Annotated in this window: 23 protein-coding genes; 12 read left to right on the forward strand and 11 right to left on the reverse strand. The window is 64.1% G+C overall.

Features of this window, described 5'->3' with window-relative positions; all coding sequences use genetic code 11:
* Positions 1–181: 181 nt before the first annotated feature.
* The 5 genes from GGD65_RS02215 to GGD65_RS02235 all read left to right on the forward strand — a co-directional run bounded on the left by GGD65_RS02215 (position 182) and on the right by GGD65_RS02235 (position 7,639).
* Positions 182–1,027, forward strand: a complete 846-nt coding sequence (locus GGD65_RS02215) for a DUF2147 domain-containing protein (RefSeq protein ID WP_183234305.1) — start codon at positions 182–184, stop codon at positions 1,025–1,027.
* Positions 1,028–1,485: 458 nt separating this feature from the next.
* On the forward strand, positions 1,486–4,278 hold the full coding sequence (locus GGD65_RS02220; RefSeq protein ID WP_183234306.1) for a PAS domain-containing protein: 2,793 nt from the start codon (positions 1,486–1,488) through the stop codon (positions 4,276–4,278).
* Positions 4,275–5,852 (forward strand): CHAT domain-containing protein, encoded by a 1,578-nt coding sequence (locus GGD65_RS02225; protein ID WP_092258052.1) that lies wholly within the window; start codon positions 4,275–4,277, stop codon positions 5,850–5,852. Before GGD65_RS02220 ends, GGD65_RS02225 begins: the two co-directional genes overlap by 4 nt.
* 181 nt (positions 5,853–6,033) lie before the next feature.
* A complete protein-coding gene (locus GGD65_RS02230) occupies positions 6,034–7,125 on the forward strand; it encodes a hypothetical protein (RefSeq protein WP_183234307.1) in 1,092 nt (363 codons plus the stop codon).
* A gap of 157 nt (positions 7,126–7,282) precedes the next feature.
* Complete coding sequence (locus tag GGD65_RS02235) at positions 7,283–7,639, forward strand: hypothetical protein (protein ID WP_092258046.1); 357 nt, start codon at positions 7,283–7,285, stop codon at positions 7,637–7,639.
* 75 nt (positions 7,640–7,714) lie between these two features.
* Here GGD65_RS02235 and GGD65_RS02240 read toward each other — a convergent pair whose 3' ends face one another.
* Positions 7,715–8,119 carry a cupin domain-containing protein gene (locus GGD65_RS02240; protein ID WP_018317994.1) on the reverse strand — a complete coding sequence of 135 codons (405 nt, stop codon included), beginning with the start codon at positions 8,117–8,119 and terminating at the stop codon, positions 7,715–7,717.
* Positions 8,120–8,134: 15 nt separating this feature from the next.
* Positions 8,135–8,833 carry a ribonuclease activity regulator RraA gene (locus GGD65_RS02245; protein ID WP_018317993.1) on the reverse strand — a complete coding sequence of 233 codons (699 nt, stop codon included), beginning with the start codon at positions 8,831–8,833 and terminating at the stop codon, positions 8,135–8,137.
* A 258-nt stretch (positions 8,834–9,091) separates the two neighbouring features.
* Here GGD65_RS02245 and pxpB point away from each other — a divergent pair, with 258 nt between their 5' ends.
* Genes pxpB through GGD65_RS02260 form a run of 3 tightly spaced genes read left to right on the forward strand, consistent with a single transcriptional unit; the run spans position 9,092 to position 11,660 of the window.
* Positions 9,092–9,823, forward strand: coding sequence for a 5-oxoprolinase subunit PxpB (gene pxpB, locus GGD65_RS02250; protein ID WP_183234308.1), 732 nt, complete (start codon positions 9,092–9,094; stop codon positions 9,821–9,823).
* Positions 9,820–10,857 carry a biotin-dependent carboxyltransferase family protein gene (locus tag GGD65_RS02255; protein WP_183234309.1) on the forward strand — a complete coding sequence of 346 codons (1,038 nt, stop codon included), beginning with the start codon at positions 9,820–9,822 and terminating at the stop codon, positions 10,855–10,857. Before pxpB ends, GGD65_RS02255 begins: the two co-directional genes overlap by 4 nt.
* A 32-nt stretch (positions 10,858–10,889) precedes the next feature.
* Positions 10,890–11,660, forward strand: a complete 771-nt coding sequence (locus GGD65_RS02260) for a LamB/YcsF family protein (protein WP_183234310.1) — start codon at positions 10,890–10,892, stop codon at positions 11,658–11,660.
* Between the two features lie 128 nt (positions 11,661–11,788).
* On the opposite strand, the gene GGD65_RS02265 is transcribed toward GGD65_RS02260, so the two are convergent.
* The 5 genes from GGD65_RS02265 to GGD65_RS02285 form a co-directional block, all read right to left on the reverse strand.
* Positions 11,789–11,941, reverse strand: a complete 153-nt coding sequence (locus GGD65_RS02265; protein WP_165637618.1) for a hypothetical protein — start codon at positions 11,939–11,941, stop codon at positions 11,789–11,791.
* Positions 11,942–12,146: 205 nt separating this feature from the next.
* The gene (locus tag GGD65_RS02270; protein WP_183234311.1) at positions 12,147–13,760 is read right to left on the reverse strand and encodes a sulfite reductase subunit alpha; all 1,614 of its coding nucleotides are present in this window, start codon (positions 13,758–13,760) and stop codon (positions 12,147–12,149) included.
* Positions 13,757–15,544 carry a NirA family protein gene (locus GGD65_RS02275; protein ID WP_183234922.1) on the reverse strand — a complete coding sequence of 596 codons (1,788 nt, stop codon included), beginning with the start codon at positions 15,542–15,544 and terminating at the stop codon, positions 13,757–13,759. The genes GGD65_RS02270 and GGD65_RS02275 overlap by 4 nt, the downstream gene beginning before the upstream one ends.
* A 337-nt stretch (positions 15,545–15,881) precedes the next feature.
* Positions 15,882–17,045: a CmpA/NrtA family ABC transporter substrate-binding protein gene (locus GGD65_RS02280; protein WP_179736686.1), complete on the reverse strand. Its 1,164-nt coding sequence runs from the start codon at positions 17,043–17,045 to the stop codon at positions 15,882–15,884.
* A complete protein-coding gene (locus GGD65_RS02285) occupies positions 17,042–17,632 on the reverse strand; it encodes an ANTAR domain-containing response regulator (RefSeq protein WP_008564898.1) in 591 nt (196 codons plus the stop codon). The genes GGD65_RS02280 and GGD65_RS02285 overlap by 4 nt, the downstream gene beginning before the upstream one ends.
* A gap of 111 nt (positions 17,633–17,743) precedes the next feature.
* On the opposite strand from GGD65_RS02285, the gene rimO reads away from it, so the two are divergent.
* Positions 17,744–19,069 (forward strand): 30S ribosomal protein S12 methylthiotransferase RimO, encoded by a 1,326-nt coding sequence (gene rimO, locus GGD65_RS02290; RefSeq protein WP_183234312.1) that lies wholly within the window; start codon positions 17,744–17,746, stop codon positions 19,067–19,069.
* Between the two features lie 19 nt (positions 19,070–19,088).
* Here rimO and GGD65_RS02295 read toward each other — a convergent pair whose 3' ends face one another.
* The 4 genes from GGD65_RS02295 to GGD65_RS02310 all read right to left on the reverse strand — a co-directional run bounded on the left by GGD65_RS02295 (position 19,089) and on the right by GGD65_RS02310 (position 21,620).
* Complete coding sequence (locus tag GGD65_RS02295; RefSeq protein ID WP_183234313.1) at positions 19,089–19,304, reverse strand: hypothetical protein; 216 nt, start codon at positions 19,302–19,304, stop codon at positions 19,089–19,091.
* 406 nt (positions 19,305–19,710) lie between these two features.
* A complete protein-coding gene (locus GGD65_RS02300) occupies positions 19,711–20,130 on the reverse strand; it encodes a carboxymuconolactone decarboxylase family protein (protein WP_183234314.1) in 420 nt (139 codons plus the stop codon).
* A complete protein-coding gene (locus GGD65_RS02305; RefSeq protein ID WP_091963536.1) occupies positions 20,063–20,494 on the reverse strand; it encodes a MerR family transcriptional regulator in 432 nt (143 codons plus the stop codon). Before GGD65_RS02305 ends, GGD65_RS02300 begins: the two co-directional genes overlap by 68 nt.
* Positions 20,495–20,672: 178 nt before the next feature.
* A complete protein-coding gene (locus tag GGD65_RS02310) occupies positions 20,673–21,620 on the reverse strand; it encodes a hypothetical protein (RefSeq protein ID WP_183234315.1) in 948 nt (315 codons plus the stop codon).
* A 125-nt stretch (positions 21,621–21,745) separates the two neighbouring features.
* Between GGD65_RS02310 and GGD65_RS02315 the strand changes: the two genes are divergently transcribed.
* The 3 genes from GGD65_RS02315 to GGD65_RS02325 all read left to right on the forward strand — a co-directional run bounded on the left by GGD65_RS02315 (position 21,746) and on the right by GGD65_RS02325 (position 25,101).
* Positions 21,746–22,903 carry a tetratricopeptide repeat protein gene (locus GGD65_RS02315; RefSeq protein WP_183234316.1) on the forward strand — a complete coding sequence of 386 codons (1,158 nt, stop codon included), beginning with the start codon at positions 21,746–21,748 and terminating at the stop codon, positions 22,901–22,903.
* Between the two features lie 96 nt (positions 22,904–22,999).
* The gene (locus tag GGD65_RS02320) at positions 23,000–23,641 is read left to right on the forward strand and encodes a hypothetical protein (RefSeq protein ID WP_183234317.1); all 642 of its coding nucleotides are present in this window, start codon (positions 23,000–23,002) and stop codon (positions 23,639–23,641) included.
* Between the two features lie 269 nt (positions 23,642–23,910).
* Complete coding sequence (locus GGD65_RS02325) at positions 23,911–25,101, forward strand: acetylornithine transaminase (RefSeq protein WP_018317979.1); 1,191 nt, start codon at positions 23,911–23,913, stop codon at positions 25,099–25,101.
* Positions 25,102–25,138 lie beyond the last annotated feature (37 nt).

Genomic DNA, 25,138 nt, shown 5'->3' on the forward strand with positions numbered 1-25,138 from the left:
GCCGCTCAGGCGCGCCAAATCGGAGCGGGGCCGCCCTGCCCAACTCCGGGCAGAGTTCGGCGTTATTGAACCAAGGTCGGCACGCGCACGACTTATACCGAGGACAGTGATCTGGATCACTTTTGAAGATCGAACCGGGGCGTAAGCGTCGGTCCAGGGACTATCTGCTCAGGAGATGGAAATGAGGAAGCTGTTGGCCGCGGCCGCATTCCTGTTGGCGAGTACAGCTGCTCAAGCACAGTACACTTTCGAATATGGCGGACGCACCATCCGGATCGATCCGGACCGCGGCACGGTGCAGATTCCCGGCGTGTACGACAACACCGGCCAGGCCAAGGCCAAGAAGGCCAAGAAGAACGACCAGGCGCCGCAGCAGGCCACGGTCGATCCGCAGGCACCAGCCGCTCCAGCTCCCGCTCCCGCCGCCCCGCCCGCGGCGCCCGCGGCTGCTGCAGCCGTGGCGCCGCCTCCTGCGCCACCACCGCCGGCGCCTCCGCCGACCACGACCGCCACCAATGCGCCGGCTGACACGGCCGTGCTGCCGCCACCTGCGCCGCCCCCGGCCCCTGCGCCCGCTGAGCAGCAGGCAGCGCCCACCGTGGCGCCACCGCCCGCTCCGACCGTCGCTACTGCGCCATCGGCGCCGCCCGCCCCGGCGCCTGCCGCCGCTCCCGTCCAGGCGGCCGCAGCCACGCCGGCTCCGGCAGCCGCGGCCACACGCGATCTCAGCTCGCCGCTCGGCGTTTGGCTCACCGAGGAAAAGGAAGGCAAGGTCCGCATCGAGCAATGCGGCAGCAATCTCTGCGGCTACTCGGTTGATTTTAAATCGAACCAGAATGGCGAGCAGGTTCTGATCAACATGAAGCCCAGCAAGGACCAGAAATGGTCCGGCCGCATCCTCGATCCGAACTCCGGCTCGACCTACGATTCGACGATCGCGATGAAGGGCACCGACCGCCTGCGCGTGCAGGGCTGCGCCTTCGGCGGCATGTTCTGCGGCGGCCAGACCTGGACGCGGGTGAATTGAGCGGCGCTGATTGCACGTGAGCCAACCTGGCGCAGGTAGGCTGCCGTTTTCGTCACACAACCTGCAATCTATGATCCGACTGGCCGGGATAGTCGTCGCTATCCCCGCCCATGCGAGCCGAGGCCTCGTATCGTAGGACCGCTCGATTCAAATGCCCCCATTGTGAACCATTTCATACTCTGCCCGCCGAAGTTGCTTCTAGTCTGGATTGATCGCCAGACTATTTGCGACCTGTCTACCGCGCAGTCGGCACCGTTTCGCCGAGATTGAGTAAACCGAAAAAGTCATTTGCCGATCTTCTTTCGGCGCCGATAGTTGCGTAAGCGAGCGAGGTTGTTATGGAGGAACTCCGTGCGACGCCATCGCTAGTCTCAGGTGACTGGGGCCCCGGCTTGTTGATGTCGGAGGAAAGCATACGACGCCATGTGATCGGCGCGCTCCGAAGTCGGCAGACAAGCTTGACGACCGCGCTGCAGCCACTGGTCAACGAGCAAGCGCGGATGCTGGTTTCGGAGTTCGGTTTCGACGCTCAGACCGTCGGCAAAATCCTGCAATCGCAAAATACCATGCTGAGCGTATTGTCGGATCGGTATGACGCGCTCGATGAAGCCGCACATTACAGCGAGATTCCCTTCGTCGAACTGGCGAACGACGGCCGCATCGTCTATTCGAATGCGGCATTCGACAAGCTCATTCCCTGCAGGCGCGGCGCTGCTTTCTCCGGATTGTTCGGACCCCGTGCAGCCGACGTGTGCATGGCCCTCCGGGCAAATCACAACACGAGTTTGCGCGCGGACATCCAGACCGACGAAACGGTTCGTCAGGTCAGAGTCGAGATTGGCCCGTTGCGCGACGAGGATGGAAAGCCGGGCAATTACGCACTCCTGCTCGACCAGAGCGCTGAACAGAGCCGCCTCGATGCCTTGCAGGATGGCGTGCTCCGCACCGACTTGACAGGCAAGATCCGGTTCGCAAACGAGCGCGCGGTGCAGGTTCTGGGCTTCTCGGAATCAGAACTCAAGGAGATGTCGCTCTCCCTCGTGTTCGGATCCGAGGACGAGGGAACGACGAACCTGTTCGCCGAATGGATCACCAAACAAACGGGCTTCTCGAGCTTCGTCAGGCTCCGCCCGAAAGACGGTCGTTCCGTTCTGGCAAGGGTGAGCGGAACACCTTACATGGAAGCACCGAACAGCTCGGCAGGGCTGTTGGTGCTGTTCGCTCCTCTTGCCGAAGATCGCGCCCGTCGTGAGCTCAAGACGATTCTAGCCGAGCACGATGATCCGCAAGAGATCATCGAGGCAACGCTTCAGGCCATCGGCAAAGTCATCCCGTTCGAAATGAGCACGTTCGGGGTCTACAACGATCTCAGCGATTATTGGCGAGCGGTCACCGTCTTTCCCAGACCCAGCTGGGAGTGGAGCACGCGTTGGTTCAAGGTGCCGCCCGGCGTGATCGATTGGCTCGAGCAGGGCAAGACGTGGGACAACAATTTGGCCGCGTTCGTCGAGCGCCTCAATCCGGAGGAAATGGATAATCCGGTGAGCAAGGCCATCATCGCCGACGAATTCGAGTCGATGATCGTATTGCCGATCCGCAAAGCCGGAGGCCGGTTTGGAAGTTCGCTTGCTCTGCTGTCCCGCAAGCACCAATACACCGCCTCGGATCTGCGCACGCTGCAAAATCTCGGCGTCGAGGAGATATTGCAGGCCGCAGACGCCGCCATGGAACACGCCCAGGCACGCGCCTTGCGCAAACTCAAGGACGATTTGAACAAGGCAGCGAGCGCACGCGCCATCGCTGAGCTGCTGGCCACAGGCACCACGAAATGTCTGGGCTGGGAGTATGTCGGCGTGTTCCGGGTCGATCGCCGCCGCAGCAAGTTCGTGCTGGTCGCCGAGCACGTCAAGAATGACCGAAACCTGCTCGTGAAAGCTCCTGACCGCAGGGCCGAGTACACCCAGGAGCTGTCCAGCGGCATGCTCGGCAGCTGCCTGGCCGAGCGGAGCATACTGGTTGTTCCTGACATCAGCGATACCGAGAGGAACTACGGCTTCATCAAAACCGCACCCGATCAGCGATCCGCCATGACAGTGCCCCTGTTCGTGAATGGCAAGATCGAACTGATCCTGGACATGGAATCATCGGAGTTCAACGCGTTCCGGGGGCCTGATCAGGACGCGGCAAGTGGCCTCGCCGCCGACTGCGAACAGATCTTTGCGGCTCGCTGGCACGAAGCGATCGAGCACGCGCTCATGGATAGAATCGAGCAGGCGGCCGTGATCGTGGATGCCGTTGGAACGATCTGCCACATGAATGGTGCAGCCGAGAACATCTTCGGCCAGGCGCGTGACAAGAAGCTCTCGTCATTTGGCGCCCGGAACGAAGATTCCGTGCAACTCGCGGAATGCGGGATCCAGCACCGTCTTCACATCCACCTGACGATCGGCGACGCACCGCGCACCGAGCTGACGACTCTCGCAAATCGCGAGCCGTTGAATGACGATTATGGTCATCAACTCTGGCTGTTTACCAGCCTTGCGGACCAAAGCCGGGAGAGCGACTGGGGATATCTGGAAGAGACCGTCACGGCCGTTGCACGCGAGACCCGCGCCCCACTGTTGATGGCCGACGGCCTGCTGCGCGGCGCCGCATCGCTCCTGAGCAAACCAGAGCTCATGAGAAATTGCGCCGAGCTGCTCGAGCAGGCCGCCAACCACCTGCTGAGGGCCGACCTGACTTTCGAACGTCTGTCCGATCGTCTGACCGTTCAGCAGACGCCGCAGGAGGCCCCCGAGCAATTCGACGTATTGGAAGTGCTTTATCACGAGGTCGAAGGCCTTCCCGTCGAGGATCGTGCCGCGATCGACCTCGTCGACCAGATTGCGATGCGTCATCCGGTGTTGGTCAAGGGATGGACGAAGAGGTTGAGCTTTGCATTTCGCTCCGCCCTCAGCTCCCTGCTGTTGTTGCGCATCACGCCGAACGACAGGTTGACCGTGACGATCGCGGAACGGCCGCCGCATCGCCTCTCGGTGTCCATGCGCCTGCCCGCGACGATTGTCGACGCTCTGGCACCGTCGGCGGCGGATCCGATCGAGCAGAGTCAGCACCGGGCACGGCAGATGGCTAGCATCGCGATCGAGGCGATACGCAAGGCTGCCGAGCAGCACGACGGCACTCTGGTCGAGTTGGACGGCGCGGGACTCGAGTTCAACCTGCCATTGTGCGCGCAGGAGGCACCGGTATGACAGCAAAGATTGCCATAGCCACCGCCGAACCAAGCATGTTCGAAACCCTGCGGGGACATCTGCTCGCGGCCGGAGTGGCCCTGGAGGACTTGTACGACAAGCCTCTGATGACCCCGGACCAGACCAGCGAGTGGCTCATCGCGAATGAGACTGAATTGCTCGTGCTCGACGCCCGGTTGCCGACTGACCCCAGCGCCGTATTCGACACACGCACGACCCTTGGCGCAAAGCACGTGCTCAACACCGTGGTCCTGGCCCAGGACCCCCACACCTCCGTGCTGGTCATCGCACCTTCGTTCGGAACCTGCGCGGACCTGGAGGAAGAGTGCCGAGCAGCAGGCAATGCGTTGATCCTGCCGATGGACGCGCTGCAGCTGCACCGGCATCGGATCTTGCGCCCGTTCATTGCGATGCTCACCGGGCATCCCGACGAGACGGATGCGATTCCGGGCGCGTTCCGCGTGATCGAGATCGAAATCCATAGCGCCAAGGTGGAATGCCGGCTCGGAACGGGTGAAGACGGCTCTCCTATGCTTCGCTGGAACACCATCAGCGATCTCGATGACCTCAAATCTGCCGCTCAAACCTATGCGCGCGATGAGATGCCGCTGAACAACTGGCTCGGCCAAACGCGGGACATCGGAACACGCTTGTTCAAGAGCTTCGTTGTCAAAGCGATCGGCGAACATCTGTTCTCGCAGATCGAGAAGTCCGCGGGCGGGCTGGTGGGACTGTCGTTTCGGTTCGTCATCAGCGATGCCGGCTTTTATCCGGTGCCCTTCGAGGCGAGTGTACGTTATCTCTCGGAGGAAAATGGGCCATTCGTGCTGCTCTATGCGCCGATCGTCCGGCGCATTCCATCCTTTGTCCGCGGAAGGGCCAGTGAGCGGGCGCGGATCAAACCGGGCGCAAAACTGATGTTCGTTCGTTCTCAGATCGGCGAACATCCCGATCTGAAGCTCGACAGCGCGATCTGCGATGGCAAGAAATTCGACAAGCTTGGCAATATCGATACCGAACTGAAGCACGTGACAGAGCTGGGTGCCGCGGGCTGTTTCGATTTGAAGGTCGTCAACTTGTCGGACGCCCCTCCGGGCGAGGCCGCCCCCTATCTGCTGAAGCAGCTCGACGCATTCCGGCCGACCATTCTCCACTACGCCGGTCACGCCTGGAGCGATGGCCAGAAAACCGCAACCCTCGTCCTTCCCGGACTGCAACCGCAGCAAGCGGTCGGCCTGAAGCTCGACAGGGTGGCGGCATCCGACGGGCTTTCAACGACAACACTGGTCTACCTCTCGGCCTGCCGTGGCATCTCGAAGGGCTGCGTTCAGCAACTGGTGATGAACGGAATCCCCTACGCCTTGGGCTTCCGATGGAATGTCGAGGACGAACGCGCGCCGCAGTTCGCCAGGGAGTTCTATGACGAGCTCCACAAGACGCGGTCCGTTTGCGTCGCGTTCCGCAAAGCCTGTCGCGCATCGTGGGAAAGCCTGAACTACGACGAAGAAAGTCCGATCTGGCTCTCACCGATCTTGCTGGCGCAGTCGACCGATTGGGCAGCTCGCTGCCAGTGAGCAACCACTGAGCTGCTTGGAGCGGAAGGATGTCATGACAGTCTGGGCCACACTCAAGAACGTCGTGGAGCACTGGGCGAGCCGCGAGTTGCGGCGCCCCTATGTCGGTTACGTCGCGTCGAGCGGTGGCAACGCGATGACCGCGGGACAGACCTTCCTGCCCGAAGCGAGCTATTTCGGCGTGCGCATGGTCGAAATGGGCTTGCGCGAGGGCGGCAAGTTTTTCAGCTCGTTCCTTCCGCTCGGCGTCGTGCTCACCGAGTTCAGCTTCGGCGACGGGCGTCAGCGCCGACCCACGATCCTGAGCAATGACGAGATCGCCGCTCAGCTGAAGGCCGCCGGTGCCGCTCCGGGGTATGTCGACTTCAAGAATATCTACGCCGTCAGGCGCGCGCCCATGAAGCAGGACAATTTGTCCCTGTTCGTCGGGCTGTTCCGCCTTCCGTTTCACGACGTCGCGCAACAGATCCTGCAACTGGCGGCCGACCTGACCACACAGACCGGGCTCGCGCCGGGCGTTTCCGACGGGTTGCGCGTGGCTGAAAAGATCTACGACCGGGTCGCGGGCCTGTTCGGACTCAACATCGTCACGCCCTTGTTCTCCTATGCCGACGGCAATGCGCTCGCCCGCAGCGGCTATCTCCTGGTTGCCGGCCCCGACCTGGACGAAGCGGTTGCCAAGCGACTGGTGGTGACCGACGACAGATTGCTGCTGGACGGCCAGCGCGTGTCTGGCCTGGACTATTGCCTCCTGGCCATAGAGTTCACGGCCAGCCTGCTGCCCGAGGGGCCTGATACGATCAACCCTCTCACGCAGCTCGGATTTCACCGACACTGGCAGGGTGTTGCAAGCAGCATCATGAAGCGGGAGCTGGAGCATGCAGACGAGCAGATGCTGACTCTGCGCTCCGAGGTGATCACTTCGCCTGAGCTCGCCGAAAACGATCGCCTCGTGGCCATCGGCGCCTACCAGACCAGCTACGATAAGCTTGTGGAGCGCGTGACACCCAAGAATGCTCACCGCGGCTGGGAAGAGGCACTCCTGGCCGACCCCAACGACAAGTCAATCGCCAAACCGGCCGTGACGGAGCTCCTGAAGGGCATGCAGATCCGCCTGCTTACCGGCATCAAGGACGCCCCTGATGATCCGGACAAGCTTTTTGCGTCCGAGGCGTTCGCATTGCGAAAGACAGTCGGCAAGGCCCCGCTGGTCGATACAAACTCCGCCGTCTCGCTGGCGCGCGTGATCGATCGGACCGCGAAAGCAAGGTGATGGCACGAACGCCTGCTTGCACGGCTCTGCCCGGCTGATGCGGCGGCGCTCCGACACGATCGCGTTGGACCATCCGCCCGCATCCGTGACACCCCTCACATCGGTCCGCCCCATGTCGTGACACGATGCCCCGCAGGTTCAGCCAATGGGGCGTGTCATGCGACATCTTTGCAAGGGTATCTTCGCCGCGATCTGGGCCGCCGCCCTGCTCTGCGGACAGGCAAATGCAGCATCGACCAGCTTCGACGGCGCCTGGAACGTGCGGATCTCGTCCTCGAGCGAGACCTGCGGCAACGGCGCCACCGTCGCGATCGGTATCAACAATGGGCAGATCGCATCGACCAGCGCCGCGGTGACGGCATCGGGCCGCGTGGCGGACGCCGGCAGCATCAACGTCACCTTGAGCACCGGCATCAAGCGCGCCGTCGGCTTCGGCCGGCTCAGCGGCACCTCGGGCTCCGGCACCTGGCGCGGCGCGCTGTGCACGGGCACGTGGACGGCGGAACGGATGTAGGTTGCCGTGTCCCGGGCGCGGTGCAGCGAAGCATCGTCCGGTAACGCTGCGCCGCTGATCCGGGACATGTGCGTCTCAGCCCAGCGCCGCGCCGTACTCCGCGTCGGTCACCGGCTCCAGCCAGGTCGAGTAGGTCCCGTCGAGCGCCTCCTGCATGGCGATGTGGCACATGCCGTTGGTCGGCGAAGCGCCGTGCCAGTGCAATTCACCCGGCGGGATCCAGACGGTGTCGCCGGGGCGGATCTCCCTGACAGGACCGCCCTTGGTCTGGACGCGGCCGACGCCAGAGATGACGTAGAGCGTCTGCCCGAGCGGATGGTGATGCCAATTGGTGCGCGCGCCGGGCTCGAAGGCGACGCGCGAGCAGTTCAGCCGTGCCGGCGCGGGCGCCATGATGATGGGGTCTTGCCACACGGTACCGGTGAAGTTTTCCTTGGGCGCGCGGCGGGTCAGCCGCGTGCCGGCAACAGTGATCTCCATGGGGTCCTCGCTTCGTTACTTCTTGCTGGCGGCGTAGCGCGCCTTGGTTTCCGCGTTCATGGGGTAGAGGCCGGGCAGCACCGCGCCGTTGTTCACCTCGTTGACGATCCAGGCCTCCATCCGCTCCTGCTCGACGCCCTCGTTGAGCACGTGCTCGAGCATCGCCTGCGGGATCAGCACGCAGCCGTCCTGGTCGGCGACCACGATGTCGTTCGGAAAAACAGCAACCCCGCCGCAGCCGATCGGCTCGCCCCAGCCGACGAAGGTCAGGCCGGCGACCGAAGGCGGCGCGGCATAGCCGTCGCACCACACCGGCAGGTTGGTGCCGAGCACGCCCTCGACGTCACGCACGACGCCGTCGGTGACGAGCGCGGTGACACCGCGCTTCATCATGCGGGCGCAGAGGATGTCGCCGAAGATGCCGGCATCGGTGATGCCCATGGCATCGACCACGGCGATGCAACCCTCGGGCATCGCCTCGATCGCGGTGCGGGTCGAGATCGGCGACGACCAGGATTCCGGCGTCGCCAGATCCTCGCGCGCCGGCACGAAGCGCAGCGTGAAGGCCGGCCCCACCAGACGCGGCAGGCCGGGGCGCAGCGGCCGCGCGCCCCGCATCCACACGTTGCGCAGGCCCTTTTTCAGCAGGACCGTGGTGATGGTGGCAGTGGTGATGCCGGCGAGGATCTTGCGGGCTTCGGGGGACAGCGACATGGAAACAGACGAGCTCCGGATGGGCGGGAAAGAACGAGCGCATCTTGCGAGCCGGGCGCTTTGCGTCAAGGGCCAAGAGGCTATCAATAACGCAGGGCCGGTGGGCTGTTATGCGACGCGATAACAAAGCCTTATCGTGGCCTCCTGCATTAATTTATTGGACTTGCGGGCGCATTTACGCGAAGCAGGGGTGAGGCGGAACTCAAGGTCGAGCCCGCTCCCGCAAAAGCCCGATTTCGACAGCTCTTCGACAGCTCAATGGCCGCGACGCTCTCCCCGCCCCGCCTTCTGCCCAGTGGCGACAGCGCCGTCACGGTCGAGTTCAGCCGCACCATCGACGACGCTGCCAACCAACGCGTGCTGGCGCTGGACAAGGCGCTCGCAGCAAGCCCGATCGATGGCGTCACCGAGACGGTGCCGACCTATCGCTCGCTGCTGGTGCACTACGATCCCGGCAAGATCGGTTTCGATGCGCTGGGCGACCAACTGCTCCCGATCGCTATCCAGCCGCCGCCGCCGGTCACCAAAGCGCGGCGCTGGCGCATTCCCGTCGCCTATGGCGGCGAGCATGGCATCGACCTCGAGGATGTCGCCAAGGCGCTGAACACCACGCCGGATGACATCGTCGCCCGGCATGCGGGCGGCGACTACAAGGTCGCCATGATCGGATTCACGCCGGGCTGGTCCTATCTGAGCGGCCTCGACAAATCGCTGCACATGTCGCGCCGGCAAAATCCTCGGCTGCTGACGCCCGCCGGCACGATCTCGATCGGTGGCGTCCAGGCCGGGATCCAGTGCCTCGCCGCCCCGAGCGGCTGGCATCTGCTCGGCCGCACGCCTGTCAGAACCTATCAGCTCCACCGCGATCCAACCTTCCTCACCGAACCCGGTGACCGCGTGACGTTCTTCTCCATCGATCACAAGACCTTCGAGGAGCTGGACCGCGCTGCGGAAGCCGGCGCGATCGTCGCCGAGCAGGTGGACGCATGAGCCGGCTCGTCGTCGCCAGCATCGGCCCGGCAAGCTCCGTGCAGGACGGCGGACGCCACGGCGCACAGCGCTATGGTCTGACGGTCAGCGGCGCCATGGACCGCCTGTCGCTGGCTGCGGCGAACACGCTGGTCGGCAACGAGCCGTTCGCGGCCACTGTAGAGATCGGCCCGTTCGGCGCCGCCTTCACCGCGCGCGATGGCGCCGTGCGTGTTGCATTTTCAGGCGCGCCGCGCAATGCGGACGTCGCCGGAAACCCGGTCGCGATGGACACGTCGGTGACGCTGAAGGACGGCGAGACGCTGACGCTAGGCTTTGCCCGCGGCGGCGCGTTCACCTATCTCGCCATCGAAGGCGCCATCAAAGGCGAGATGGTGTTCGGCAGTCTCGCGGTGAATGCCCGCGCCGGCCTCGGCAGCCCCTACCCGCGCCCGCTCCAGGCCGGTGATGAATTTTCGGTCGATGCCGCGAGCGGCGCCCCGGAATTGCGGATCGAGCTGCCAAAGCCCGTGAGCGGTCCGATCCGCGTCGTGCTGGGGCCGCAGGACGACGAGTTCGACGACGCCAACAAGGCGCTGTTCCTGGACAGCGAGTGGCAGATCTCGGCGACCTCCGACCGCATGGGCTACCGGCTCGAGGGCCCCGCCATCAAGCATCTGCACGGCCACAACATCGTCTCCGACGGTACGGTCAACGGCAGCATCCAGGTGCCCGGCAACGGCTCGCCGATCGCGCTGATGATGGACCGCGGCACCTCCGGCGGCTATCCGAAGATCGCAACCGTCATCACCGCCGACGTCGGCCGCCTCGCCCAGACCTCGGCGGGAACCGCGTTCCGCTTCAGGGCTGTGAGCATGGCCGAGGCTCAGGACGAGGCGAGGAAATTTGCGCAACTGATCCGCAACCTGCCCGATCGCCTGCGCTCTGCCGACACCGTCGCGCTCAACATCGAGGCGCTCAGCGATGCCAACGTCGCGGGCTATGCTGTCAGCGCCGTGGACGCCGGGACCTGGCAGGTGACGGCGGAGCCATAAACGACACGACGACCAGAGGCGGAGAGCAACCCATGAAGACGATCGATCTCAATTGCGACCTCGGCGAAGGTTTTGGCGCGTGGGAGATGGGCAACGACCCCGCGATGATCGAGCTGGCAAGCTCGGTCAACGTCGCCTGCGGCTTCCATGCCGGCGACCCCGACATCATGCGCCGGACGGTGGAATTGGCGAAGGCGCGCGGCGTCTCGGTCGGCGCCCATCCCGGATATCGCGACCTGCACGGTTTCGGCCGCCATCCGATCGCGGGCCTGAAGGCGTCCGAGATCGAGAACCTCGTCGCCTACCAGATCGGCGCATTGCAGGCGATTGCGACCGCGGCCGGCCACAAGGTCACGCATGTGAAGGCGCATGGCGCGCTCTCCAACGTCGCCTGCGAGGACGACATGACGGCGAAGGCGATCGCCGCCGGCATCCGGGCGGTCGATCCCAGCCTGATCTTCGTCGTGCTCGCCAATTCCAAGCTGGTGAAGGCCGGCGAAGCCGCCAATCTGCCGATGGTGCACGAGGTGTTCGCCGACCGCGCCTATGAGGACGACGGCAATCTCGTCTCGCGCAAGAAGCCCGGCGCGGTGCTGCACGACGCCAAGGCGATTGCCGACCGCGTGGTGCGCATGGTGCAGGACGGCGCGGTGGTCTCGGTGACGGGCAAGGTCATCAAGATGCGCACCGACACGGTGTGCATTCATGGCGACACGCACGGCGCCGTCGAGATCGCGCGGACCTTGCGTCAGGCGTTGAAGGATGCAGGGATCGAAGTGGCGCCGTTCAAGAGCGGGGCGTGAGGCCCATCAGGTGCCGCGGTGCCGTAGGGTGGACAAAGGCGCATAGCGCCGTGCCCACGATCTCTGCATGATTGACACAGGCGGTGGGCACGCTTCGCTTTGCCCACCCTACGAGACCGAGCAGGATCTTAGAACGGGTGTATCGACAACGTGCCGAACACGATCGCCGCGATCACGGCAAACGCACTGTAGAGCGCGAAATGATGCATGCTCGCCCCGGTCCGACGCGAGAGCGAGCGCGCGTAGAAGTGCAGCCTGGCTTCCGCCGATAGTTCGCGCATGGTCGATCTCCAACGCCCCATTTGCGGGATTATGAGGGATCAACCAGGGCGGGAGGCAAGATGCCGGAGGAAATAGCGATGCGCCTCCTCCGAAGCGGCCGCATCGCAGACGTAAATTCTCTCCAGGTGCAGGTTCCGAGAATCTTATTCGTTCAAATCCGAGCCGGTTGGAACCGGCTCGGATGACAGTAGCGTGACGATCGCCTTAGTACACGTCAGCCTGGAAGCGGCCGGTCTTCTTGAGCTCGGCGACGAAACTGACGGCTTCGTCGGTCGAACGCGCCCCGAACTGGGCGACGATGTCGACCAGCGCACGCTCGACGTCCTTGGCCATGCGCTTGGCATCGCCGCAGATGTAGAGATGCGCGCCTTCGGCGAGCCAGGTCCACACCTCGCGGCCGACCTCGCGCATGCGGTCCTGCACATAGAACTTCTTCTCGCCGTCGCGCGACCAGGCCAGCGACATGCGCGTCAGCAGACCCGAGGTCTTCATCGCATTGAGCTCCTCCTGGTAGAAGAAGTCGCAATCGCTGCGCTGATGGCCGAAGAACAGCCAGTTCTTGCCCGGCGCGCCGGTCGCCTTGCGATCGAGCAGGAAGGCGCGGAACGGCGCGATGCCGGTGCCGGGACCGATCATGATCACGGGCGTCTTCGGGTCCTGCGGCAGGCCGAAACCGTGCGCCTTCTGCACATAGACCTTGAGATTCTCGCCTTCTGTGATGCGCTCGCCGAGGAAGGTCGAGGCGACACCGAGACGCTTGCGCTTGCCGACGACGTAGCGCACGGAATCGACCGTCAGGGACAGCTTTCCGGGCGTCGCATTGTGCGAGGACGAGATCGAATAGAGCCGCGGCTGCAGCGGCTCCAGCGCCTCGACGAAAGCCTCCGGATGCGGCCGCGTACCCGAAAACTTCTGCAGCGCCGCCATGACGTCGAGCGTGGCAGCATCGCCGTCGGGATCCTCGCCCTGCGCCAGCGCCCGCGCCTTCTCGCGCTGCGCGCCGCCGGTGATGAAGGAGATCAATTCGAACAGCGTGTCGGGTGCCGGCGACAGCGAGACGTCGTCGATCAGCACCTCGCGCAACGTCTTGCCGTTGACCTTGGTGGTGTGGGAGGCGCCGAGCAGCGCGATGATCTGGTCGACGAGGCCGACCTCGTTGCGCGCGAACACGCCAAAACTGTCGCCCACGACGTAGTCGAGCTTGCTCTCGGAGAGATCGAACTCGACGTGATAGGTTTCCTTCTCGGACTTGCCCTTGTTGAGCAGACGGCGCGAGAGAAATGTCGCGGTCACGGGGTTGTCGCGCGAGCGGCCCGGCTCCGCGATCGTCACGGTCACGGCCGGCGCGGTCACCGCGTCCGTCTTGTCAGCCGCCTTGGCCGCCGGCGCCTTGTCCAGCTCCTCGTACAGCGACTTCAGCATCCGCGCGGTTTCCTTGCCGCCGGGAACACAGAGGTTGAGCCGTGCTTCGCTGCGGCCCGCGATCGCCTCCGAATAATCGTGGCAATTGTAGCCGCACTGGCCGCAATCCTGCTGCGCCATCGCCGCCATCATCTTGCGGCGGACGGGACGGCCCTCCGCAAGCTTCATCCGGTCGGCGATCGGCATGGTCTGGTCGTGCCAGGGCGCCTCGCCGTCGTCACCGTCGCCGGCTGCGCCTTGCATGACGGCGGCGCCCTGCTCCGCCGACAGCGGCGCGGCGACATCGGGCGAGAGCAACCCGGCAAAGAAGCCGTTCAGCCAGGAGCGCTGCGCATCGGAGAACGGGGCGCTGGCGGGGATGATATCGAGTTTCGGCGGAGGCGTGATCTGGTTCATGCGGACACCTGTGCATCGGCAAGCTTGCGCAGCGTTTCGCCGTCATGGCGGCGCGCAAAGGACAGGAAGGTTTCGTCGGGTGACGAGCGATGGGCGATATAGGCCTTGAGCAGTCCTTCGACCGTCTTCGGTGCGTCCTCGGCCTTGAGGTCGTGATAGACCTCCTGCCCGACATCGGCGTCGGGGCCGAACCCGCCACCCGTGAAGAGGTGATAGCCCTCGACCGTGTCGTCCTCGTTCACCGGCACGCGCGCACCGATCAGGCCGATATCGCTGATGTAATGCTGTGCGCATGAATGGTGGCAGCCGGTGACGTGGATGTTGACCGGCTTGTCCATGGCGACGCGCGGCTCGCACCAATCACCGATCTCGGCCGCGCTGCGCTTGGTGTTGGACGCCGCGAAACGGCAGCCGGCGTTGCCGGTGCAGGCGATCAGTCCGGCGCGGATGTGCGAAACCTCGACCGCGAGCCCGATCTGCTTGATGGCGGCGACGGCGAGCGCGACGTTCTCGTCGCGCACCCCTGATATCAGTAGGTTCTGCCAGACCGTCAGGCGGACCTCACCGTCGCCGAGGTCGCGCGAGACCTTGGCAAGACCGCGCATCTGATCGCAGCTGAGCTTGCCGAGCGGCAGCGAGACGCCAATCCAGTTGAGGCCGTCCTGCTTCTGCTTGTGCACGCCGACATGCGCCATGCGGTCCGCCGCGGGCCGAGGCGCGAACGCCTCTTCCGGCACGTGCGTGAACGGCGTCTTCAGCCGTTCCTCGACGAGCTTGAGAAAGCCGTCATGGCCCATGGCGTCGAGCACATACTTCAGCCGCGCCTTGTTGCGGTTGGTGCGATCGCCATGGTCGATGAACACCCGCACGATGGCATCGGCGACAGCCGTCGCCTCCTCCGGCTTGACGATGATGCCGGAATATTTCGCAAAGTCCTTGTGGCCGGTGATGCCGCCGAGGCCGAGGCGGAACCAGATTCCGGGCTCGACGCCAAAGCCGTCCTTCACCTCATACGCCGTGAAGGCGATGTCGTTGGTCTCCTCGAGCACCGCGATCCTGCCGGCGCCGTCGAAGGCGACGTTGAACTTGCGCGGCAAGCCGTAGAGCGAGCGATCGTTGAGGATGTGGTAGTGCCATTCGCGCGCATAGGGCCGCGTGTCGATGATTTCCTGCGGATCGATGCCGGCCGTCGGCGTGCCCGTGACGTTGCGGATGTTGTCGGCGCCGGAGCCGCGCGAGCACAGGCCGAGGTCCTGGATGCCCTCTATCAGCTTCACGGCATTCTTCGGCGGAATCTCGCGAAGCTGGAGATTGGCGCGCGTCGTGACGTGGCTGTAGGGACCGCAGAGCTCGTCGGCGAGATCGGCAAGACCCGACATCTGCCAGTGCTTCATGATGCCGTTCGGAATCCGCAGGCGGCTCATGTAGGAGTCCTGCGTCGGCGCGACGTAGAAGATGCCGTAATAGCGCCAGCGGAAATTGTCCGCCGGGCTCGGCGGCGTATTCTCGAGCGCCTGCTGGCGCAGCCGCGGATAAGCATCGAAGGGATGCTCGTCGCGCTTGAACTTCTCCTGGTCGGCGAGCTTCTTGCCCGACGCGATGACCTTGTCCTGCGCCTTGATGTGCACGGCATCGGGACCAACAGGCTCGGCGTTCGGCTTGCCGGCGCCGCCTCCGCCGCCGAGACCGCGACCGACCCGGCTGATCTGCAGACCGGTCGTAAAACCTTCGAGATAGCGTTTCTGCTCGTCGGTAAAGTCGACTGCGAGCGTATCGATTTTCATGGTCGGTAACGAAGCTCCTGCGGCCACCTGGGTGGCATCGACGGACATTGGCGCGACCCGCGAGGAACTGGGCTGGCCCTTAAGAGCCGGCTTCGTTTCCCGACGGTCCGATCAGCTTCGTTGCTGCGGGACACGGCTCAGCAGGCACCTGTGACAAGCTGGCCGCACTGCAACATTCAAGTTGCGTGCCAGCTTGGCCAAAATGGAAAATATCGCTATTTCAGATGATTAGGCGCCACCCCGGGAATTCCCGGGCGGCAAGCTTTCACGAAATTCGGGCAGCCGGATCAAACTTTGGGCAATGAAACTTACTGCCTAAAAAATACGCAGACCCGAATCAAGCCTTCCATCGCCCGACCTCGAAGGCCCTAAGATGCCCCTGGATGTCGTCGGGATTGAACACCGGGCCCGCGAATGCCCCGAACGCGGCGGGAGCCTGCTCGGGCGGCCGGCGGCCGAGGGCCGCATCGTAGAGGTCGGGCCTGAAAACGGCCATCGCCGTCTTGACGCCCTCCGGACTGAGCACCGTCTGCCCCCAGCGCACCATCTGCGCATAGAGCCAGGCTGCCTGGACCGGATCGGGCCGCCCCGCCTCTTCCCGCCCCACCAGCAGGTAGCGGCCGCTTTCGCGCACCTCGCCCTCGGGCGATATCTTCAGGCGGCCGACGAGCGAGCGCTGGATCACCTCGGCATCGACACCGATCCGCTCGGGTTGCGCCAGGATCTGCGCGGCCTCGGTCAGGTTCTCAGGGCTTTCGATGAACGCGGCGGCCTTCACTGCTGCGCGCACCAGCGCAGCGACCACGTCCGGATTCTTGTCGGCCCAGGTCTGGCGGACGGCGAGCACCTTTTCCGCCGCGCGGACCAGAATGTCGGAAACGAAATGCAGGATGTGACCGATGCCGAGATCGACGGCGATCGAATTCCAGGGCGCACCGACGCAGAACGCATCGACATGGCCGCTCTTGAGGCTGTCGACCATGTAGGGCGGCGGCAGCACCACGAGGCGCACGTCCTCGTCGGGATCGACGCCAGCCGCCGCCATCCAGAACCGCAGCTGGTAATTGTGGGTCGAGAACGGGAAGGTCATGCCGAAAGTCAGCGGCTCGGCACCCGCCTTGCGCCGCTTTGCAACCACCTTCGCCAGCGCTTTCGCCGTGGCCATCGGATCGAAACGGTCGCCGTCGATCTCCTCCATCAGCGCGGCATGGAGCGCCGGCGACACCGTAATCGCGTTGCCGTTGATGCCGAGACTGAAGGGCGCGGCGATCGGCACCTTGACGTGACCGAGCCCGAGCGAAGATGCGATCGCCACGGGCGCGAGCAGATGAGCCGCGTCGAACAGGCCGATATTGAGCTTGTCGCGAACGTTGGACCACGACACCTCGCGCACCAGCTCGACCTCGAGCCCTTCGGCGGCGGCAAATCCCTTGTCGACGGCGACGATCAGCGCTGCGGCATCGACCAGCGGGATGAACCCGATGCGGAGGGGAACGGTCATTTCAGCATCTCCGACGCGGTGATGATCGACTGCGCGATCTCGCCGATTTTCTTCTTCTCGCGCATGGCGGTGGAGCGCAGCAGCACGTAGGCCTCGTCCTCGGTGAGGCCCTTCACCTTCATCAGGATACCCTTGGCGCGTTCGATGATCTTGCGGTCCTCAAGCTGCGACTTGGTGCGCTCGAGCTCCTCCTGGAGCTTGGCAAAGGCGTTGAAGCGGGACACGCAGAGGTCGAGGATCGGCTTGATGCGCTCCTTCTTCAGCCCGTCGACGATGTAAGCGGATACCCCCGCCTCGACCGAGGCCTGGATCGAGGCTGAATCGCTCTGGTCGACGAACATGGCGATCGGCCGCTTCACGGCGCGGCTGACCTGGAACATCGCCTCCAGCACGTCGCGGCTGGGGTTCTCGAGATCGATCAGGATGATATCGGGGTCGACCGCATAAATACGGGCAAGCAGGCTCTGCATCTCGCGGATATGGACCACTTGCGTGAATCCGGCCTCCCGCAATCCTTCCTCCAGGATCGCAGCGCGGATCGGGCTTTCGTCGACGATCACGATTTTGGGCGACTGTTCGGCGCTCATAGCTCACTCACGGCAGGTGATTCATCCATAGCACGCCGGAACGCCCTGCAAAGGGTTGTAATTGTGGGCAATTGGGACTAGCTCAGGCCGGTCAATCAGGCAGATTTGGATATGGATCAGACGGCTGCGCCCAAGGTCAGCTTCGTGTCGCTCGGGTGTCCCAAGGCATTGGTGGATTCCGAGCGCATCATCACGCGCCTGCGCGCCGAGGGCTATGAGCTTGCCCGCAAGCACGATGGCGCCGATATCGTCATCGTCAACACCTGCGGCTTCCTCGACAGCGCCAAGCAGGAATCGCTGTCGGCGATCGGCGAGGCCATGGCCGAGAACGGCAAGGTCATCGTAACGGGTTGCATGGGCGCGGAACCCGAGCAGATCGAGCAGGCCTATCCCGGCGTGCTCTCGATCACCGGTCCGCAGCAATACGAGAGCGTGCTGGACGCCGTGCACCGCGCGCTGCCGCCCGCTCACAATCCGCATTTGGACCTGGTGCCGCCGCAGGGCATCAAGCTGACGCCGCGCCACTACGCCTATTTGAAGATCTCCGAGGGCTGCAACAACCGCTGCACCTTCTGCATCATTCCGAAGCTGCGCGGCGACCTCGTCTCGCGTCCGGCCAATGACGTGCTGCGCGAGGCCGAACGCCTGGTCGGCGCCGGCGTCAAGGAGCTCTTGGTGATCTCGCAGGACACCTCGGCCTATGGCGTCGATCTCAAATACGCCGAGAGCCCGTGGAAGGACCGCCAGGTCCGCGCCAGATTCCTCGACCTCGCGCGCGAGCTCGGTGAGCTCGGCGCATGGGTCCGGCTGCAATATGTCTACCCCTACCCGCACGTCGACGAGGTCATCGCGCTGATGAACGAGGGCAAGGTGCTGCCCTATCTCGACATCCCGTTCCAGCATGCGAGCCCCGAGGTGCTGAAGGCGATGAAGCGTCCGGCGGCGCAGGACAAGACGCTGGCGCGGATCAAGCGCTGGCGCGAGGAATGTCCTGATCTTGCCTTGCGCTCGACCTTCATCGTCGGCTTCCCCGGTGAGACCGACGCCGATTTTGCCTATCTGCTCGACTGGCTCGATGAAGCCGAGATCGATCGGCTCGGCTGCTTCAAATACGAGCCGGTTGCGGGCGCGACATCGAACGCGATCGAGAACCCGGTGCCGGAAGAGGTCAAGCAGGAGCGCTACAACGCTCTGATGGCCCGGCAGCAGAAGATCTCCGCGCGCAGGCTGAAGCGCAAGGTCGGCACCCGCCAGCAGATCATCATCGACGAGGTCGGCCCGACGGTGGCCAAGGGCCGCTCCAAGGCCGATGCTCCGGAGATCGACGGCGCGGTGTATCTGACGAGCCGCCGCCCCTTGCGCGTCGGCGAGATCGTCACCGCGAAGATCGAGCGCGCCGACCAATACGATTTGCACGGGAGCGTCTCGGGGTTCTGACGGCGTTCGCCAACGGCCTTTAGTCCACGATCGCCCGGTAAACGCCATCCTCGCCGAAATGATAAAGACGCTTGCCGCGGCCCTGCAATCGGCCGGGCGGGCGGCCCGAGCCGTCGGGCATCAACAGGCGTGCTCGCCTGACAAGGATAGTCCCGTCTCGATCCAATCGTCCGATGTAGGCCACATCGGGTGGATCGTCATATTGCCCTGAAAACAGAATCTCCGCCTCGGACATGCGTTTTCCCGCAGGAGTCGAAATCGCTTTAGACCGTCCATTCTTGCTCGCGGAAACGAGCCGATACCACCACGGTCGCTCTCGAACACGGCGTCACGTCCGGCGTCCTCGACGTACAAGAACAGCAGCGATTCGCCCGCAACCCCGCTCGCGGCAAGCGAGAAACCGGGAAACGTCGGCGCAGCGCCAATCCTCTCGAACTGTATTGATCTTATCAACTGTGCCCCTGGTACCATCGAACTGCCTTGAGGCAGCATCACCAAGCGCGCGCCGGGCGCAAGTGCGAAGTCGCGATTAAGCTTACGCCAGCCATTTCGGCACCGAGCGTTCCGGACGCCGGGGCAAGGCGTGCGGGAGGCCGCAATGCCCAGGCTGCCGAGCAGACGGAATGTTTGGCGCTAGTCCGTTACGTCGCGTTGCCTGACGCCTGCTGTCCGTGCTGCGCGGCGAACACCTCCTTGGCTTCGAACAGCCCGTTCACTGCCGCCGGGAAGCCAGCATAGACGGCCATCTGCATGATGATCTCCACGATCTCGTCGCGAGAAAGCCCGACGTTCAGCCCCGCCTCGATATGCACTTTGAGCTGAGGCGCGGCATTTCCGAGCGCCGTCAGCGCGGCGATCGTCGCGATCTCTCGATCGCGCAGGCCGAGATCCGGGCGGCAGTAAATGTCGCCAAAGGGAAACTCGATCACGTATCGTGCGAAATCCGGAGCGATGTCGGCGAGTGAGGCGACGACCTTTTCGCCCGCCTTCCCGTCAATGCGTGACAGGGCCCGCTGGCCGCGATCGAAGCGGCTTTCGGCGTGTGTTTGGGCGTGCGTCATTTTCCTTCGTCCTCTGTTCGTCGCCGGCGTAGCCGGCAATCTTGGTATCAAGGACGAGCAGGCATTCCTGGAGTTCGGCAATCTGCGTGCGAACCTGTTCGCGATGGATTTCCAGCATCTGCCGCCGGGCTGGCCCGGTGGCGTCGCCGTCATCACGAAGCGCCGCGTAACGCAACATGTCCCGGATTGGCATTCCGGTGGTCTTGAGCCGACCGAGGAATTCGATCCATGTGAGGATTGATGCGTCAAAATCACGTTGACCGGAGCGATCCCGGTCAGCGTATGGAAGCAGCCCGATGCGCTCATAATAGCGCAGCGTGTGAGTCGACAAGCCCGTTCGTCTTGCAAGGTCGCCGATCTTCATGTGTGCCCGTTCTCGTACTGACGCACGTACAGATACCCCTTCGAGCGCGCTCTAAGTCAAGAGGGATCGAAGGTGCCGTCCCCGCGAGGTCAAGCAAGGGCTAGAACGCACTGATGGCGCGACAGCGGAAGGTCTCGGCGCGCCCGGCTGCACGGCAGCCCCGCGGAATTCCGAAGGTTCAGGAGGTCGCCAGCCATTTCGGCACCCAGCGCTCAGGTCGGGGTGCGCGGGCGAGGTCGGCTTTCGCCTCGGAGAGCAGCGCCGGCTCGCCGTCGATGGTCGGGCGTAGATCGTATTCGAAATTCGGCATGACGCGGCCGTCGGCATAGAGCCCAAAATTCATCGCGTACCACAGGCCAAGCTCGGGCTGGGCGCGGCGCATCTCCTCGCGCAGGTCGCGCAGCAGGGATTCGATCGAGGCGGCTTCCTCGAACGGCTGTGGTCCGTGCGAGAGCACGCGCGCCTCGTATTGCTTGCCGACGATCGCTATCTCGAATCTCGTCCGGTCCCAGGGCTTCTTGCCCTTGGGCAGATGGGCGGCCAGCCGCCAGCCGAGCTCGGCCATCAGGCGGTGATTGGCCCAGTAGTCTTCGCGATCCCGGCTCCATTTTTCCATGAAGCCGCGGAAGTCAGGCAGTTCCGACGAATTCTCGTCGGGCGTCGCCGGCTCGCCGAGCGGCCGTCCGGCCAGCCATTGCGCGAGCTCGACCGTCTGGGGCTCGACCTCGTCATGCGGCTTGAGATCGCTCCAGGCATTGTCGAATTGTTGCGATGTCAGTTTGGCGAGCAGGCCGTCGAGGCTCGGCGCCAGCAGCTCGTAGTCGCCCTCCGAGCCCAGTCCCACGATCGGCGGATTGTCGCGGTCGAGACCGGCGCCGTACCAGCCGCCGACGGCCGAGCCGTCCGGCAGCCGCATGAACAGCGAAAACCTGTCCCGCAAGGGGCTGCCGTCGGTGATCGGCGCGTGATCCGAGAACTGGCCCTGCAGCGAGAAACAGCCGACGCTGCCCCAGGGTCGCCCCTTGAGCCAGGTGGCAAAGTCGACCAGCAGCGGCGGCGCTTCGATACCCGGCGGAAATGCGCCGCGAATGCTGTCGAGGTCGATGGGATAAGGCGTATCGGACAAGGCTGAAAACTGTCTGGTTGGTCCCGTCCCTCTTGGTCTCGCCCGAATTGCGTCCGGTTCGAACCAAGTCGCGTCCTTCGATCACAAACGCGCTAGAGGCGCAATGGTTTCGATGCGGTACGCAAATGGAATACGACGAAACATCAGGAATTTGGTTCAAGCTGGCGGCCATTGGCATGGCGATGGCCCTGCTCGCGCTGTCCACCCCCGCTACGGCGCGATCCCCCTCAGCCGCACAGCTGCGCCAATGGTGTTACGAGGACGACGACGTGGGCCACGAGGAACGGCGCATCGAGGGCTGCTCGGCCGTGCTCAAGGCCAATCCCAACGATGTGCATGCCCTCGCCAATCGCGGCGAGATGCTTCGGCGCAAGGGCGACGCCGCGCGTGCGCTGGTGGACTTCAACCGTGCGATCGAGCTCAATCCTGGGCATTCCGACCTCTGGTACAACAGGGGAATTGCCCATGACGATCTCGGCGAGAAAGATCACGCCATTGCCGACTACACGCGTGCCATCCGGCTGAACGCCCGCGACCCGCTCTACTACAACAACCGGGGCAACTCCCACATTCACAACAAGGCGTACGAGCGCGCGATGGCCGACTACGATCAGGCCATCAAGCTCGATCCGAATTTCGCGCTCGCCTATTTCAATCGCGGCACCGCCTTCAGCAACCACGGCGACAACGCGAGCGCACTTGCGGACTTCGATCTGTCGATCAAGCTCAACCCGAACTACGGGCCGGCCTACGGCAACCGCGCCCGCGTCTATCGCGACCGCGGCGACCGTCCCCGAGCGCTGGCCGATTTCGCCAGATCGATCGATCTCAGTCCGAACAACGACCGCGACTTCTATGCGCGCGCGAACATGTATTTCGATACGCACGACTACACGCTGGCGCTCGACGATTACGACCACTCCATCAGAGCGAATGCGAGCCGTGCGGACGTGTTCAATTCGCGATGCTTCACCCGCGCGATCGTCGGCCGCCTGCAGGAGGCGCTGGCCGATTGCGAGCAGTCGCTGAAGATGGCTCCCAACGATGCCGACACGCTGGACAGCCGCGCCCTCGCCCATCTGAAGCTCGGCAACCTCGACGCGGCGATTGCCGATTACGATGCCGCGCTGAGCATCAAGCCGAGGCTCGACGGCTCGCTCTACGGCCGCGGATTGGCGAAGCGCAAGAAGGGTGACGGTGAAGGCGCCGAGCGCGACATCGCGGCCGCAAAGGCAATCAATGCCGACATCGCCGATGTATTCTCGCATTACGGCGTCGAGTAACCGTCACGCAGGAATGTGACACTATAGTGCATTCACGCAGAGGTCACGGACTCGTCCTAGTTCTGCCGCGCCTTTCAACGCGAGCGAGGAATGAGAATGAGCCGTCTCTCGAACATGCTGCGCAGGCAGCGCTTCGACGATTACCGCTTCTACCACCAGAGCACCGTCAACCAGACCCTGCATCTCGTCAGCGCCGTGATCTTTCTCGGCTGCTACGCCTTGCTGTTCAAGGACGCAGCGCTCGCGGGCATCGTCGGCTGGCTTGCGATGCTGACGCGGCAGACCGGGCATTTCTTCTTCGAGCCGAACGGCTATGATACCGTCAACGACGTCAGCAACGACTACAAGGAAGCGGTCAAGGTCGGCTACAACCAGACCCGCAAGATCATCCTGCTGCTGGTGTGGGGCAGCGCACCGGTTGCGCTGTACGCGTTCCCTTCCCTGTTCGGGCTGTTCGATCCGCCCGCCACGCGTCTCGATTTCGTCCGTCACGTCGGCACGCTCTGGCTCGCGATCGGCGTCAGTGGCGGTCTTGCCCGCATGCTCCAGCTCTTCGCCACGCGTGACGTCACGACCGGCCTCGTCTGGGTGTTCAAGGTGCTGACCGACCCCTTCCACAACATCGCTCTGTACTGGAATTCGCCGCTCAAGCTGCTGCGCGGCGAACTGATCGACACCGCGATCGCGGACGCGGATTGGGGCGATGAAGAGGCCGCGGAGGCCGCGCACCCGACGTGACGATGCACGCTCGGCGAGCATCCTGCAAAAAGCCTGCTTGACAAGCCCTGCTATTCGGCTGTACGGACGCGCCCCATGATCAACGCCCGGACCAACCTGCGCACCGAAATGCTCCGTCGTCGCTCCCGCGACGATGAGAGGGTGCGCCATGTCCGACGACGCCGCTGAACCACTGAATTCAGCTGAAGTTTTCGAGAAGGCCGCACCCGCAAGGTGCGGCCTTTCTGCTTTTTGCGCCCGTTTTCCACCCGCCTCCAGAGGAGTTCGACATGACCACGCATCCGTATGACGCGCTGATGGACATCACCGCACGGCCCAAGGCCGTGTTCGTCCGCGGCGCGGGCTCCTACCTCTGGGACGACGGCCGCAAGCGCTATCTCGATTTCGTGCAGGGCTGGGCCGTGAACTGCCTCGGCCACTCCCCGGCCGCGGTTGCCGACGCGCTTTCCGCACAGGCCAGGCGGCTGCTGACGCCGAGCCCGGCGTTCTACAACGAGCCGAGCCTCAAGCTGGCGCAAGCGCTGGTCGCGAACAGCGCCTTCGACCAGGTGTTCTTTGCCAATTCCGGCGCGGAAGCCAACGAGGGCGCGATCAAGCTCGCGCGCAAATATGGCAGCCTGCACAAAGGCGGCGCGTTCGAGATCATCAGCTTCGAAGGCGGCTTTCACGGCCGAACGCTGGCGACGATGTCGGCCTCGGGCAAGAAGGCGTTCGAGCCGCTGTTCGAGCCGAAAGTATCAGGCTTCAAGAAGGCGAAGCTGAACGACATCGCCTCGGTCGAGAAGCTGATCAACGACAACACCGTCGCGGTGATGCTCGAGCCCATCCAGGGTGAATCAGGCGTCTGGCCGGCGACCGATGCGTTCCTTCAGCAGCTACGCGCGCTGACCGATGCGCACGGCCTGCTGCTCATTTTCGACGAGATCCAGACCGGCATGGGCCGGACCGGAAAACTCTTCCACTACGAGCACACCGGCATCGCGCCCGACATCGTGACGCTCGGCAAGGGTATCGGCGGCGGCGTGCCGCTCGCTGCCCTGCTCGCAACCGAACGCGCCTCGTGCTTCGAGCACGGCGACCAGGGCGGCACGTTCAACGGCAACCCGATCATGTGCGCGGCGGGGCTCGCCGTGCTCGAGGAGGTCAGCAAGCCCGACTTCCTGAAGCAGGTCGCCGAGACTGGCCTCCTGCTCGAGAGCGAGCTGCAGAAGGTCTCGGCCCGGCACGGCCTCGGCGGTGTGCGGGGACGCGGGCTGCTGCTCGCGCTCGACCTCAAGCTGCCGATCGCGCCCGGCATCGTCGCGCAGGCGTTCGAGGAAGGCGTGCTCCTCAACGCGCCGCAGCTCGACACGCTGCGCTTCATGCCGGCGCTGAACGTCGCGAAGGCAGAGATCGCCGAGATGATCGATTGTCTCGATGGGATCTTGACCAAGGCCGGCGCGGCACGGCGCGTGGCGTAGCAACTGTCTCGTTCTCCTGGAGGCAGTACCGTAGGGT

The organism is Bradyrhizobium sp. CIR18 (assembly GCF_014198295.1).
In the GTDB taxonomy this organism is placed as follows: domain Bacteria; phylum Pseudomonadota; class Alphaproteobacteria; order Rhizobiales; family Xanthobacteraceae; genus Bradyrhizobium.

Bases quoted from the DNA above. Each gene is read 5' to 3' on its own strand.
- GGD65_RS02215 (WP_183234305.1), top strand. From the start codon at position 182: ATGAGGAAGCTGTTGGCCGCGGCCGCATTCCTGTTGGCGAGTACAGCT.
- GGD65_RS02225 (WP_092258052.1), top strand. From the start codon at position 4,275: ATGACAGCAAAGATTGCCATAGCCACCGCCGAACCAAGCATGTTCGAA.
- GGD65_RS02235 (WP_092258046.1), top strand. From the start codon at position 7,283: ATGCGACATCTTTGCAAGGGTATCTTCGCCGCGATCTGGGCCGCCGCC.
- GGD65_RS02240 (WP_018317994.1), bottom strand. From the start codon at position 8,119: ATGGAGATCACTGTTGCCGGCACGCGGCTGACCCGCCGCGCGCCCAAG.
- GGD65_RS02245 (WP_018317993.1), bottom strand. From the start codon at position 8,833: ATGTCGCTGTCCCCCGAAGCCCGCAAGATCCTCGCCGGCATCACCACT.
- pxpB (WP_183234308.1), top strand. From the start codon at position 9,092: ATGGCCGCGACGCTCTCCCCGCCCCGCCTTCTGCCCAGTGGCGACAGC.
- GGD65_RS02255 (WP_183234309.1), top strand. From the start codon at position 9,820: ATGAGCCGGCTCGTCGTCGCCAGCATCGGCCCGGCAAGCTCCGTGCAG.
- GGD65_RS02260 (WP_183234310.1), top strand. From the start codon at position 10,890: ATGAAGACGATCGATCTCAATTGCGACCTCGGCGAAGGTTTTGGCGCG.
- GGD65_RS02265 (WP_165637618.1), bottom strand. From the start codon at position 11,941: ATGCGCGAACTATCGGCGGAAGCCAGGCTGCACTTCTACGCGCGCTCG.
- GGD65_RS02270 (WP_183234311.1), bottom strand. From the start codon at position 13,760: ATGAACCAGATCACGCCTCCGCCGAAACTCGATATCATCCCCGCCAGC.
- GGD65_RS02275 (WP_183234922.1), bottom strand. From the start codon at position 15,544: ATGAAAATCGATACGCTCGCAGTCGACTTTACCGACGAGCAGAAACGC.
- GGD65_RS02280 (WP_179736686.1), bottom strand. From the start codon at position 17,045: ATGACCGTTCCCCTCCGCATCGGGTTCATCCCGCTGGTCGATGCCGCA.
- GGD65_RS02285 (WP_008564898.1), bottom strand. From the start codon at position 17,632: ATGAGCGCCGAACAGTCGCCCAAAATCGTGATCGTCGACGAAAGCCCG.
- rimO (WP_183234312.1), top strand. From the start codon at position 17,744: ATGGATCAGACGGCTGCGCCCAAGGTCAGCTTCGTGTCGCTCGGGTGT.
- GGD65_RS02295 (WP_183234313.1), bottom strand. From the start codon at position 19,304: ATGTCCGAGGCGGAGATTCTGTTTTCAGGGCAATATGACGATCCACCC.
- GGD65_RS02300 (WP_183234314.1), bottom strand. From the start codon at position 20,130: ATGACGCACGCCCAAACACACGCCGAAAGCCGCTTCGATCGCGGCCAG.
- GGD65_RS02305 (WP_091963536.1), bottom strand. From the start codon at position 20,494: ATGAAGATCGGCGACCTTGCAAGACGAACGGGCTTGTCGACTCACACG.
- GGD65_RS02315 (WP_183234316.1), top strand. From the start codon at position 21,746: ATGGAATACGACGAAACATCAGGAATTTGGTTCAAGCTGGCGGCCATT.
- GGD65_RS02320 (WP_183234317.1), top strand. From the start codon at position 23,000: ATGAGCCGTCTCTCGAACATGCTGCGCAGGCAGCGCTTCGACGATTAC.
- GGD65_RS02325 (WP_018317979.1), top strand. From the start codon at position 23,911: ATGACCACGCATCCGTATGACGCGCTGATGGACATCACCGCACGGCCC.